Source organism: Aquimarina sp. AD1, assembly GCF_003443695.1.
GTDB classification, from domain to species: domain Bacteria; phylum Bacteroidota; class Bacteroidia; order Flavobacteriales; family Flavobacteriaceae; genus Aquimarina; species Aquimarina latercula.
Map to the genome: position 1 here is coordinate 788,939 of NZ_CP031966.1, position 14,209 is coordinate 803,147.

Consider the following 14,209-nt stretch of genomic DNA (forward strand, 5'->3'; position numbering starts at 1 on the left):
TATTGATTAAAATTTTACACCAAGACTAAAGTTCACAGATCTAACGGTTGGATAATTTCCAAAATCAAATCCATTAAATGTATTTTGGCTTCCTGAACCACCATTTCCTAAAAAGTTCACCTCAGGATCTAATCCAGAGTAATCTGTAAAGGTTAATAGGTTTTGAGCACTTATAGATACTCTCACATTATCCATACGTAACTTATCAGTAATCTCTGATGGTAAATTGTAGCCTAAGGCAATATTCTTTAGTCTTATATAGCTTCCATCTTCTACAAAACGAGAAGAAATTTGTTTCCCTCTAAGTTTAGCAGAGGGTATATCTGTATTTGTGTTTGTTGGAGTCCAAGCATTTAATATATCTGTAGTGGCATTAGAATCTCCGTTAAATAACTGTACATTGGTAAGATTCATAACATCGCCACCATAAGCTCCTTGAAAAAAGATGCTTAGATCAATGTTTTTGTAAGTAAATGTGTTTGTGATACCAATGGTAAAATCTGGATTAGGATCTCCTATTATTTGTTGATCATCGGTGGTAATTACGCCATCTAAATTACCATCTTCATCTGGTAAATCTGTAAATAATTGATCTCCTGCTTCGCCTCCTTCAAAAATAGCGGTTCCTTCTGGTAAAGCTCCACCTTGGTAAACACCTCTATATTGATATCCCCAAAAAACACCTACAGCTTCTCCTTCTCTTAGGATATGCGTACGATCTATATTAAAATATCCAGGAGAAGCATCTTGGAATATATCTTCACCATTTAATAAACTAACAAACTCATTTTTGTTTGTAGACCAATTAAGATCTGTAGTCCAACTAAAGTTTTCGGTACTAACATTTCTGGTATTTAAAGTAATCTCAAATCCTTTGTTATTAATCTCTCCTACATTTCTTAAACTTGCAGCAGTTAGAAAACCTAAAAATTCTGGCTGACTAGAATCTGCAATGATAAGATCCTTGGTATCTATATTATAGTAATCCAATGACAGTGAAACTCTATTAGAAAATAGCCCTAAATCTAGACCAAGATTGGTTTGATAGGAAGATTCCCATTTTAGATCTGGGTTGGCTACTTGGTTTGGTGTTACATTAATAACAGTCTGTCCATTGATAGGAGTAAAGACAGAAGCAAAACTAGCAAGTGATCCATATGCTGCAATTGCTTGATTACCGGTTACCCCATAACTGGCTCTTAACTTTAGATTAGAAACCGTTTGACTGTCCTTTAAGAAGTTTTCATTTGATACTTTCCAACCAATGGCTCCTGATGGGAAAATTGCATATTTTTCATTTTTAGCAAAATTCGATGATCCATCTCTTCTAACTGTAGCTGTTAGTAAGTACTTATCATCATAATCAAAGTTTAGCCTACCGAATTGAGATTGAATCTCTATTTCAGAAAAAGAAGAAGTAGGTATCAATTGAGTAGATCCTGTTTGTAATGCGTGGTAAGAAAAAGAATCTGAGGTAAACCCTTCAGCTCCTGCAGAGAATCTATCTGTAGAATTCTTTTGGTAAGAATATCCCGCTAATAAAGTAAGATTCCCTCTTCCTATTTCTGCATTATAGGTTAAGTAGTTTTCACTTAAGATACTTGTACTCTTAGAATTTGTGATGGTTGCTCTTCCGCCTGTACCAGCTCCAGCTGTAGTAATTAAAGTCGATGGACTAAATGTCCCTTGAGTACCATTAATGGTACTAAAACCAAATGTAGTTTTGAAAGTAAGGTTTTCAAAAATATCGTAATTCGCATATAAATTGGCTCTATAATTATCTGTTTTTGTCTCATCGATTCCCTCAGTAGCAATGGCAAATGGATTATCTACATTATCTCCAACAGAGTTAATTGTATTAAGACCATTGGCATCCTGTACCCCAAGATCTGGTGCAAATCGAAATAATAATGAAACCACATCATCTCCACCACCATTTACTGTAGCACCGGTTGATTGTGTAGGAACTCCATCTTTATTTCCTCGACTACCAAATATATTAGCTCCCAACTTTAACTTATCAGTTACCTGTGCATCGATATTTGATAAAAAAGAAATTCTTTCGAATTCAGAATTTATAATCACACCTTCTTGCTTAAAATAAGTAGCAGAGGCATAAAAATTTATCTTATCACTTCCTCCAGAAAAAGAAAATTGATGATTGGCAGTACTACCACTACGATACAATAAATCTTGCCAATCTGTATTGGCAGATCCTTGAACATATCCAGGATTGATGGTTTGCTGATAAGCTGCAAATTGATCCGCATTTAATAAATCTAGACGATTGGCTGTGTTTTGAATAGAATATGTAGTATTTACCTCTACAGATAATTTACCCTTTCTACCTTTTTTTGTGGTTACTAAAACAACCCCATTAGAACCTCTAGAACCATAAATAGCGGTAGCAGATGCATCTTTTAAAATCTCAATAGATTGAATGTCATTTGCCTGTGGAAAGATACCTCCTACAAATCCATCTACAACTATAAGTGGGGCACTACTAGCATTGATAGAAGTATTTCCTCTAATCTTTACATTGATAGGGGCACCCGGTTCTCCACCATTGTTAGATTGAACTACTACACCTGCTGCACGACCCTGAAGCGCCTGTGCTGCATTCAATACAGGAAAAGCATTTAACTCCTCCGTCTTTACAGAAGATACAGAACCTGTTACGTCACTCTTACGCTGAGAACCATAACCGACAACAACGATTTCTTCTAGTGCTTCGGAATCTTCTTCCATAGATACGTTTAGCGTAGTCTGTCCAGATATAGTGACATTTTTTGTGGTAAGTCCTATGTAAGAGAATTGTACTACATCTCCTGATTTTACATTTATGCTATATTTTCCGTCAAAATCTGTTACTGATCCTGTTGATGTTCCAATAACAAGAACGCTTACACCAGGAATAGGTGTATTTGTTTCTATTGATGTTACCGTACCGGTTAACTCATAATTCTCTTGGGAATATGAGGTGAAATGATACAATAACGATAGTAGTAAAGCTATAGTTATTTTATGATTCATGTGTAATTGTTTCAATGATTAGTTTAATTTCAGATATAAGCCTATCTGCTTTTTAAGCTGTTTGGACTTGTGTTTTACTTAACTAAACATTAACAAAGGCAAAATTTCAACCATATTATGATTTGCTATATTTGCAGCTGCATGTTTACTTAGGTAATTGTGTACTATTATTCTTGTTAATTAACTTCTCCCTCTAACTTGAAGTGATTACAGAATAATTGAAGAGGATAGGTTATTGCCTGTCCTTTTTTTATTAATTTAATATTGGATTTACTCTACATAGGCTAGGTGGTTTTAATTAGTATTGCAGTAATTATATAAATCGTTAAAATGAATTTTTAAGCTTTTAATCGCTTGATCTGGATCATTATCTTTTATTGCATTTACAATATCTTGATGTTCCTGTATTAAAGTAGAGAAATTAGTTTCATCACAAATTTTATTATTTACAAAATTTGTTATTATTTCTGGCGTGATCACCAGCATTAAAGAATTGATAACACTATTACAACTTGCTTCCGCTACCTTTAGATGAAATAGCAAATCTTCATCTACCGCGTTTTCTCCATTAATTGATTTTTTTATGTAAGCTTCGTGCGCTTGTTCTATTTGATATAACTGTTTGTCAGTTCTTCTTATCGCTGCTAGTTTTACAGCCTTCGTTTCAAGTATTAATCTTGTTTCTACTAATGATTTGAAATCAGGTATTTGTAGATGTAAAATATTGGCCATCATGGAATTTAATGCGCCTACTCCAATTTTGGAAACGAAAGTTCCACTCTTAGGATATCTTTTTACTAAACCATAAAATTCTAATTTTTGGATGGCTAGTCTTAATTGACTTCTACTAGCGCCAAATTTTTCGGATAATGTTCTTTCTGAAGGTAATTTATCTCCTGGTTCGAGTTGTCTATTGATGATTAGATCTCTTATTTTGGAAATCACCTTTTCTACTTCATCTTTTGGTGATAATGGGTCGGTTTCTAAGTTAATTCTCATAGTTTTAAATTGGTCAACCAAATTGGTTAACCAAATATAAGAGAATTATTTTAACCTACGTATTTTTAATGTTAAAAAATGATAGAAATATTAAAAAATAGATGTTTTTTATTCGATATCGTCATTATTGAGAACTAAGTGTTAATTGTTTATTACAACAAAAGTGAAAATTAAAAAAGGACTAAACATAACTTGCTTAGCCCTTTCTATATGAATAGATATTTAAAACTATAGAGGATTATCCATCACCATTATCTTCGTTTTCTTTTTCTTCCTTCTTTTTCTTTTTCTCTTCCGCTTTCTTGCGTTTTTCTTCTTCCTTCTTTCTTTTCTTTTCTTCTTTTAAACGCTTCTTTTCTTCTTTCTTTCTTCGTTTTTCTTCTTCTTTTTTAGCTTTTTCCTGTTCTTTCTGAAGCTTTTCATAAGCAGCATCTATATCTTCTTCCTCTTCGCCAGCTTTTTTCTTTTCTTCAGTTTCTTCTTTTGCTTTTTCAGGTTCGAGCTCTTTTTCCATTTCTTCTAGCTTTTTGAGCTCATCATCAATTTGTTTTAACTCATCATCGAGACCTTCATCTTGTTCCATTTTATCTAATTCAGCATCTATATCCTCAATCATTTTTTGCTTTTCTTTTTCAGCTTTGATTTTAGCTTTCTCTGCTTGCTTAGCTTCTTTTGCTTCTCTTTTTAATCTTCTACGCTCTTCTTTCTGGAATTTTTTGTCATCTTTTTTATCTTGTTTTTCTTTTTCTATGCGCTCACGTTCTAGGCGTTGTTCAGTCCTTCTTTCGTCAAGGTCTTGTTCCATAGCATCTCTATGGCTTCCATCTTCAAACTCATTTATAAAAGGAGTTTTTTCTAGTTTTAAGCTATCATTTTCTATTTCTTCAAACTCCTGATCAATATTTAAACTATCACTCTCTTTTTTATTTAATTCTTCTTCTCCTTCTTTTTCCTTTATACCACTTTCGAACCCTGGTTTTTCTATAATCTCATCCTTCTTATGCCAATCAAATCGATAAGAAGCTCCTACACTAACTCTAAATATAGAAGGAGTGTCTTTAAAATTTGTAGCAACATTAGCATCGATTTGTAAATCATTATTAAATAAATAAGCTCCTCCTAGCCGAACTATATTATCACTATAGAAATCACTTTTTTGTCCTTGATATTCACCAAAGACAGCCCATTTATCATTCAGAGTATGAGTACTGGTAATTATCCAACCATATGCAGGATTATCGGTGGTTATTTTATCTACTATTAAGTTGGTAACTAATACCCAGCTTCCAGCATTACTGGTCCACCAGTTGTTCTGAGTCATAACAACAATTTTTGGACTAATTGTTTGATCATTGGCAAATGTAAAAGGATTGTCCGTATTTACATAGTTCATACCTACATACGCAGAAACAGCCGGAATTAGAGTTTTCCATTTAAATCTATAACGTTCTTTCCAACTTTTTAATTCATCGTAGTTAATAGAATCATTTTCTTTAGGTTTTTTATAGGGATCATAAATTAGATACTTAACACCAATAGTATTAAATTCAAAATCTGTTCTTCTTATTTTTTCTTCATTTGCTCCAATCGTTTGTCTAATTCCTTCACTTCTAAAGCTACCATTTATATTAATCTCTAGTTGTTCGATTAATAATCCATATCTTATTGCATAATCAAAATTAAATGTATTCGTTTTGGTGTCAAATAGTTTATGTTTTTCTTTTCCAAAACCTAATCCACCTTCGAATTGTAATACATTATTACCAACCGAGAAAGCTCCTTGTGAAGTTCCAGGTCTATTAGTATTAATTTTCTCAGTGTATTGTGCAGATGCAGTTAAGCCTAGCAGGAATAGGCTAATCAACAGCAGCATAGATTTAGGGCTCATATTCAATAGATTTGGTTCAAATATAGCAGATTTTATCATTTTTTTAGGACTGACATCATGTAATTGTATAGAGAGTTCCCTATTTTTGAAAAAAAATAATATGCAAGTTGCTTCTTTATCAGGGGTGTTAAAGGTAATTCTCATTCTATTATTAATATATTATGGATTAAAGATACTAACGCGTTTATTTGGTCCTCTATTGCTTAGATATGTAACAAAGAAAGCTGGAGAAAAGTTTCAACAGCAATTTCAGCAATATCAACAACCCCAATCTTCCCCGAATAATGATACTACTATAGATAAAAAGCCTAAACAAAAATCTGGTAATAAAGATGTAGGTGAGTACATCGATTTTGAGGAAATTGATTAATTTGGCGCTTCAATCGTAAATTGTTTCGCACATGATGGCTTATCTAAAAAGATTCATACCTCATTTACTTGTTATAATAGGTTTTATAATTGCTTCACTTGCATTTTTTAATCCTGTCCTTAGTGGAAAAATGATATTTCAGAATGATATTAAACTCTATGAAGGGATGGCAAAACAGCAGAAAGACCATCGGAAAAAGACGGGCAAAGAAACTTTTTGGAATAATTCTGCATATGGTGGTATGCCTACCTATCAGTTAGGAGCTAAGTTTCCCCATGATTATATGGATAAGTTAGATCGTTTAATTCGATTTTTACCAAGACCTGCGGATTATTTATTTCTATATCTTACAAGTTTTTATATTTTATTATTGGTAATGCGAATTCCATGGAAAATGGCAATTCTTGGAGCTCTGGCCTTTGGTTTTTCGGCATATCTCATTATAATAATTGGAGTAGGACATAATTCTAAAGCCCACGCAATAGCTTATTTCCCGTTGGTAATTGCTGGTATTCTGTTAGTTTTTCAAAAGCGATATGTCTGGGGCTTTATATTAACAGCTTTGGCAATGGGGTTAGAAATCCAAGCAAATCATTACCAAATGACCTATTATTTGGGGCTACTCGTATTTGTAATTGGAGTTACATATTTCATTGATGCTTTTAAAAGAAAAGAAATACCACATTTTTTAAAGTCATCGGCGATATTAATTGTTGCGGCTATTTTAGGTTTAGCGACAAATGCGACAACCTTGTTATCAACATCAGAATATGCAGAAACTAGTATCCGTGGTAAAAACTTATTAGCGGATGCGACGACTACTTCTTCAGAAAAAAATGGTTTGGACTATGAGTATATTACTGAATATAGTTATGGTAAATTAGAGTCTTTAAATCTTTTTGTTCCTAAATTAATGGGATTAGGTAGAGCTTCAGATTTGGGTAAAGATTCTGCTTTTTATCAAAAATTGATTGAGTTAGGTCAACCACCAGAACAAGCGGATTATTATGCTAATGTTACGGGATTGTATTGGGGAGCACAACCCTTTGTAGAAGCACCTCCATATCTTGGGATAACGGTAGTGTTTCTAGCATTATTAGGACTGTTATTAGTAAAAGGTAGACTAAGATGGTGGTTACTAGGTGGAATCATTCTATCTTTAGTGTTAAGTTGGGGTAAAAACTTAGATTTCTTAACTCGATTCTTTGTAGATTATGTTCCATTATATAATAAGTTTAGGGCTGTCTCCAGTATTCAAGTGATCCTAGAGTTGGTTGTGCCAATTGCAGCTGTATTTGGTTTGTATCAATTGTTTAACCAGAAAACGGCATTTCAAGAAAGACAAAAGAAGTTTTTAATCTCTCTTGGTGTTTTTGGTGGTTTATGTTTAATATTCTGGTTGTTTGGAGGAAGCTTATTTAGTTTTAAATCTCCTGGAGATGTACAATTAGCAATAGAACAACCTGCTATTTTTGATGCTATCAAAGAAGATCGTATTACTATTATGAAAAGTGATAGCTTACGTTCTTTAATTTTTATTTTGTTAATCGGTGGTTTGTTGTGGTTTACATTGAAGAAAAAACTATCAGAAAATCTAATGTTAGTAGGCGTAGGGATTCTTATTCTTGTAGATTTGGTTGGAGTAGATCGCCGTAGTGTTGATAGTGATTCTTTTATTTCTAAGAGAGAGTATAAATCATATTTTCAACCAACCACAGTAGATAAAGAGATTCAAAAAGATAAATCTTATTATAGGGTATTAGATCAAGCCAGAGGTTTTAATAATTCTCATACTAATTATTTCTTTAATACGGTAAATGGATATTCTGCAGTTCGACCAAGAAAAATGGAGGATGTTTATTTTGGACATATAGCAAAGGGGAATCTCCAGGTTATTAATATGTTGAATATAAAATATGTGATTCAACAGAATGAAAAAAGACAATTAGATGTACAAGAAAATCCTTCGGTAAATGGACCGGCCTGGTTTATAGAAGAATTAAAATTTGTAGATGATTATAAAACAGAATTTGAAGCGTTAAATACTATAAATACTAAGAATACTGCGGTTATAAGAAATGATTTCAAAGAAGAATTAGCAGGATATAAACCCGCAAAAGATAGTATTTCTAGTATTTCTATATCCAAAACAGATCCAGATCATTTAGCATATAATTCATATACTGAAACACCGGGATTTCTTGTTTTTTCAGAAACATATTATAAAGATGGATGGAATGCTTATATAGATGGAAAATCAGAAACTATTTATCCTGTAAACTATATGCTTAGAGGTTTAAAAGTTCCAGCAGGAAAACATACTATAGAGTTTAAGTTCGAACCTCAGGTTGTAAAAACAGGAAGTACTATTACTTTGGCAAGTTCTATTATCTTTGGGTTATTATTTTTAGGAGCGTTATTTTTTGAATACAGAAAAAGAAAAGAAATAGTTTCTGAAGACAACTCGTAGATTATTTTGAAGGTATTACTTATAACATATTATTGGCCACCTTCAGGAGGTCCTGGAGTACAACGTTGGCTTAAATTTGTGAAGTATTTTAGGGATTTTGGAATTGAGCCTATTGTTTATGTTCCAAAAAATCCTATGTATCCTTTAATTGATAAATCTCTGGCCCATGATATTCCAGAAGGAATACAGGTTATAGAATATCCAATTTTTGAACCTTATCGTTTTGCAGAAATTTTTTCTAAAAATGAAACCAAAACCATTAGTAAAGGAATTATAGCAAATGATAATAAGCAATCTTTTGTTCAAAGACTTTTACTGTATATAAGAGGGAACTTTTTTATACCAGATGCCCGTAAATTTTGGATCAAACCATCAGTTAAATTTCTTTCTAAGTTTATTGAAGAGAATAATATTAATACAATTATTACTACTGGTCCTCCTCATAGTGTTCATTTGATAGGAAAGAAGCTTAAATCTGAGTTAAATCTTACTTGGGTAGCAGATTTTAGAGATCCTTGGACAACGATTGGATATCATAATAAATTAAAATTGACTAAGCGATCTATAAAGAAGCACAAAAAATTAGAAAAGGGAGTACTAAGTGCTGTGGATCATATAACCGTAACAAGTTATACAACCAGAGAAGAATTTACGGAAATTACGAATAAACCAATTTCTGTTATTACTAATGGATATGACACTGAAGAAGTTTCCGTGGTAAAATTAGATGAGGAGTTTACAGTTTCTCATATTGGTTCTTTATTATCCGGAAGAAATCCAGAAAAACTGTGGAATGTACTATATGATCTTACTCAAGAAAATCTTGAGTTTGCAAAAAAATTTAGATTGCGATTGGTAGGAGCGGTAAGCGAAGATGTGTTATCATCTATCAAACAAGCTGGTTTGTCTCCTTTTATAGAAAATAAAGGATATGTTTCACATAAAGAAGCAATAGAAATACAAAGGAGGTCTCAAGTTCTACTATTAGTAGAAATAGATAGTGAAGAAACAAAGTGTATTATACCAGGAAAGTTATTTGAATATATGGTTTCTAGAAGACCTATTCTTGCAGTGGGGCCAAACGATGCAGATATATCAAAGTTGATAAAAGAAACGAACTCTGGTCATTTTTTTGATTATAAAGAGTATAACGAGATGAAAAAGATTATACTTGACTATTTTGTTAAATTTAAGGACGGAAAACTGGAGGCAGAAACTAAAGGTATTGAAAAATATAGTAGGAGAGAACTTACTAAAGAAATGTCTTTATTGCTTCAAAATTTGAATAGCTAATATCATTCTTTAATATTGTGGGAATAGTAGTAAATCAATCTATAAAAAATGTAATCATTACCTGCTTTGGTTTTGGGATTGGTGCTATCAACACCCTCTTTTTGTTTACGAAATTTCTAGAAGAAGAATATTATGGGCTTGTTTCATATTTACTTTCAGCTTCTAATTTAATATGGCCTTTAATGGCTTTTGGTGCTCATAATACCTTGGTTAAATTTTATTCTTCTTATTTAAAAAAGGAACAACGGAATAGGTTTATGAGTATGATGCTTATTCTACCATTGTGTATAGCTATTTTAATAGGAACTATTGGTTTAGTTCTATATACTTATATACTTAATTATTTTAGTGAAGATAATACTGTTGTCCAATCCTATGTATGGACAATATATGTTTTGGCAATCGCTTTGTCTTATTTTGAAATCTTTTTTGCTTGGACCAAAGTGAAATTGAAAAGCGTTTTTGGGAATATTATGAAAGAATTGTTTGTTAGGATTTGTCTAATGATTCTTTTATTTCTGGTATATTTCAAAGTAATTACGGTACATCAATTCATTTATGCACTAGTGTTCGTTTATATAGTACGGTTGGTGGTTATGGTTACTTATGCTTTGAGATTGCATGAATTTAAGTTTAGTTTCTCATTCCCTAGAAACTATATTTCTGTTTTAAAGTATTCTCTTTTAATTCTACTGGCTGGTTCCGTTGCTACCTTATTAATAGATTTAGATAAAACGATGATAGAGCGTTATCTTCCTATTGAGTATGTAGCTAAATATGGTATCTGTGCTTATATCGCTAGTGTTATAATAATTCCTTCTCGTGCAATGCATCAAATTACGTACCCGTTGACTGCGAAGTTGATTAATGAAAAGAATTTTGATCAGTTACGAACCTTGTATAAAAAAAGTTCTTTAAATCTATTTGCTATTAGTGGTTTATTGTTTGTGTTAATACTTTGTAATGTTAATGAACTTTTTAAACTGATTCCTGAAGAATATGAACTGTTTATCTGGGTAGTAGCTTTAATTGGAGGAGCTAAATTGTTTGATAATTTATTAGGTAATAATAATTCCATATTATTTAATTCGGATTATTATCGATTAATATTATATATAGGAATTGGAATGGCTATTCTGGCATTTATTCTTAATTGGGTTTGTATTCCAGTTTTTGGAGTAACAGGAGCGGCTATTGCTACTTTTAGCGCTGTATTTTGTTACAATTTGGCAAAATTATTGATTGTTCAGGTAAAATTTAAAATGAATCCATTTTCCTCAAAAATGTTATTGACGATACTGTTTATTTCAGGATTTGTAATAGGGTTTTATTTTTGGGATTTTAAATTTCATCCAATAGTAAATATTAGTATAAAGAGTATAGTTATCGGAGTTTGTTATATTGCTTTATTGTATTTTTTTAAAATATCTGAAGATATTAATACCGTAATAAAGAAAATCCCCCGAGGTGCCTAAGCATACTACTCTGGGGGATTTTCCAACTAACCAACCAAAAAAATAAATTCTTTATATTTTTTAACTTCTACTTCTTGCAGAACGTGATCTTGAATTACTCGACCTTGCTTTTCTGTTAGAAGTATTACTTCTTTGTTTTTGTACTTTAGCTCTAGAACTATTAGTTCCTTTACTAGTATATCGACTGTTATTAGAACGTTTTGTTACATTTCTTGAGCTATTATTTCTATTGCTCCTAGTCGTAGTTCTTACTTTGTTGTTATTTCTACTAGATCCATTAGCAACGGTATTTCTACTTCTTTGTGATCTTTGGTTTGCCTGAACTCTATTTTGATCAGCTCTTCGTGCCTGATTTCTTGTTTCTGCATTTCTAGTAGAACGACTTGTAACAGCGTTTCTGGTTCTTTGCGTATTTTGTGCTCTATTTTTATTCTGTACACTTCTCGAAGTAGCTTTTGTTCTATTTCTAGATTGTGTACTTCTACCTCTAGATGCATTGTCATTTACTCTAGCTCTAGTTCTATTTACTGAGGTAGATCTACTACGATTTACAGTTCTGTAGTTACGATCATTTCTCTTGTACATAGCTGTTCTTCTGTCACGAGATCTATAATCAAGACTTCTAGCTCTGCTAACTCTATTTCCTCTGTTATAGCTTGCTACTCTCTGATTAGGTCTGTAATAGTTACGACTTCTATAAGGTTTTGCATAGTATCCATTATAATAGTTTGTTCTGTAAACATTATATGAAAATCTATATGGGTTGTAAAACCTTCTATAAGGTCTGTTGAATACGATACATCTACTTACCACTGGTACAGTAAAGAAAGCGTGAAAAGGTCTGTATGTATAATGTCTATTAAAGCTGTTAATAAATCCAGTACAGTTAACAAAATTACCGTAGTTATTATAATTCACATATAATCCACCAACTCTAGATATTCTACCAAAACGGTTGTAGTTGATAAATATATCACCTGCTTGACTAATCCTACCATAGTAATCATAGAATATAGGTACATTTTCTATTTGCACTACAGCACCATAATCATCATACTGTACATATGCATCATAATCATAACCAGAGTTAAAACTAATATTTACACCTGGACGATTGATATTAACACTAACACCACTTCTTGGTCTGTTTACATAAAAATCAAACTGACCATCTGCATACACAGAGAATTCAACTCCACTTTCATTAAAAATGAATGATTTTCCATAATTATAATATCTAGAAACGGTTTCTGTATTTGTTTCAAAAGCATTAGCAGTAAAAGAAGCTAATAATAAACCTGTAAATAGTAAAACAATATTTTTCATAATCTGTGATTTTAAAAGAAGTGTAAAAATTAGTTTTTATCACTCGTTTATATAGTATCAAGCAGCGTGCCAAAAAAATAGATTATTTTATAGTGTTCTTCATTGTTAAAGGTTTTTAGGTGCTAAAATACTGATTGTTAGGTTTTTATTTTTATGTTTTAACTAAGTTGTATTATTTTGGAAATAAACTTTTATCAATATTAGGAATTACTTTTAGTGCATTTTTATAATATAGTTTTTTCAGAACCTCATCTTCAAGTTCTAATCCATACATTTTCCAGAAAGCATGATATCTTTTGTAATAAGGAAAATACTCATCGTTAGATTCGAGAACCCTAAAATAAGTGTAGTATTCCTCTGGATTCCAAGAATCTTTACCAAACATGATTCTATCCTGGTATTTAGTTAAAAATGCTTTTGCATTACGAGGTTGTCTCCCAAGTTCGGCAATTACTGCTCCAATTTCGGAATACATATTAGGAATTTCATCCATTAACTCAGCAAGTTTGGCTAAGTTGTTTCCATACCATCCCAAATGTGCATTGATAAATTTGGTATTTTTATGTTTTTTAAAAATATTGTGTTGTTCTTGTATAATGGTTTGCCAAGCCCCCGTAACCTTAGCATCTCTTTTTCTTCTAGATCGTAATTTTAACTCCAGCCATCTTTCATTTTGATTGTCGTGTGGATCCCAGAATGATTTTGGATCTGCAGCGTGTATTAGAACAGGAATTCCTAATTCACCACATTTTTCCCATACCGGTCCAATTCTAGGATCATCTATTTTGATTCTATCGCCGTTACTATCTGTATTGTCCATTCCTTGGCTTTTATAAATTTTTAAACCATTGGCACCCATGGCAATATCATTTTCTAGTTGTGCAACAGTTCTTTTTGTCCAATCGGGTTCATCAATACCTTGTAAGTTAATATTGGTAAATACTATAAAACGTTTATCTGCATTAGTTTTTACATTTTCTAACGCTCCTTTTAGATGTTCATCAGATCCTCTTCCTCGACCAGATAAATTAACCATCACTGCCATGTTTAATTTGTCCATTTCGCTTACTAATTCACTTAAATCTTGTGTAGGCATTCTAAATTGATGATTATGCACATCGATAAAAGGAAATTTCGCTTTTTTTATTATAGTTTCTGGAACTACAAGAGTAGAAGGAGGGTCATAATCTTCAAATTGCATTTTTTGAGCAACTGACATTTGAATACAAACTATTGAAATCGTTAAGAGTGAGATTTTGTAGAATTTCATATAAATATTTTATTTTTTTACTCCCTTAAATATAAAATAATCGTATTGCCTAGAAGAAAGCTTAACATTTTTAGTTAAAAGAGAA

9 protein-coding genes are annotated in these 14,209 nt (G+C 31.9%); 4 read left to right on the top strand and 5 right to left on the bottom strand.

What is annotated here, in order from left to right; all coding sequences use genetic code 11:
• Positions 1–6: 6 nt before the first annotated feature.
• The 3 genes from D1815_RS03655 to D1815_RS03665 form a co-directional block, all read right to left on the bottom strand.
• Positions 7–3,033 carry a TonB-dependent receptor gene (locus tag D1815_RS03655; RefSeq protein WP_118385947.1) on the bottom strand — a complete coding sequence of 1,009 codons (3,027 nt, stop codon included), beginning with the start codon at positions 3,031–3,033 and terminating at the stop codon, positions 7–9.
• Positions 3,034–3,327: 294 nt separating this feature from the next.
• Positions 3,328–4,032, bottom strand: coding sequence for a FadR/GntR family transcriptional regulator (locus D1815_RS03660; protein WP_027394217.1), 705 nt, complete (start codon positions 4,030–4,032; stop codon positions 3,328–3,330).
• 238 nt (positions 4,033–4,270) lie between these two features.
• Positions 4,271–5,920: a transporter gene (locus D1815_RS03665; protein ID WP_158594407.1), complete on the bottom strand. Its 1,650-nt coding sequence runs from the start codon at positions 5,918–5,920 to the stop codon at positions 4,271–4,273.
• Positions 5,921–6,020: 100 nt separating this feature from the next.
• Here D1815_RS03665 and D1815_RS03670 point away from each other — a divergent pair, with 100 nt between their 5' ends.
• From D1815_RS03670 to D1815_RS03685, 4 genes are read left to right on the top strand one after another with little or no spacing between them, the layout of a single operon-like run.
• Positions 6,021–6,290, top strand: a complete 270-nt coding sequence (locus tag D1815_RS03670) for a DUF4834 family protein (RefSeq protein ID WP_027394216.1) — start codon at positions 6,021–6,023, stop codon at positions 6,288–6,290.
• A gap of 31 nt (positions 6,291–6,321) precedes the next feature.
• Positions 6,322–8,760 (top strand): YfhO family protein, encoded by a 2,439-nt coding sequence (locus D1815_RS03675; RefSeq protein WP_118385949.1) that lies wholly within the window; start codon positions 6,322–6,324, stop codon positions 8,758–8,760.
• Between the two features lie 6 nt (positions 8,761–8,766).
• The gene (locus D1815_RS03680) at positions 8,767–10,053 is read left to right on the top strand and encodes a glycosyltransferase family 4 protein (RefSeq protein WP_369899379.1); all 1,287 of its coding nucleotides are present in this window, start codon (positions 8,767–8,769) and stop codon (positions 10,051–10,053) included.
• A gap of 17 nt (positions 10,054–10,070) precedes the next feature.
• The gene (locus tag D1815_RS03685; RefSeq protein WP_118385951.1) at positions 10,071–11,528 is read left to right on the top strand and encodes a polysaccharide biosynthesis C-terminal domain-containing protein; all 1,458 of its coding nucleotides are present in this window, start codon (positions 10,071–10,073) and stop codon (positions 11,526–11,528) included.
• 60 nt (positions 11,529–11,588) lie between these two features.
• Here the strand turns inward: D1815_RS03685 and D1815_RS03690 are convergent, their stop codons facing one another.
• Together D1815_RS03690 and D1815_RS03695 are read right to left on the bottom strand one after the other, a co-directional pair.
• Positions 11,589–12,854 carry a hypothetical protein gene (locus tag D1815_RS03690; RefSeq protein WP_118385952.1) on the bottom strand — a complete coding sequence of 422 codons (1,266 nt, stop codon included), beginning with the start codon at positions 12,852–12,854 and terminating at the stop codon, positions 11,589–11,591.
• Positions 12,855–13,026: 172 nt separating this feature from the next.
• Complete coding sequence (locus D1815_RS03695) at positions 13,027–14,124, bottom strand: amidohydrolase family protein (protein ID WP_118385953.1); 1,098 nt, start codon at positions 14,122–14,124, stop codon at positions 13,027–13,029.
• Positions 14,125–14,209: the final 85 nt, after the last annotated feature.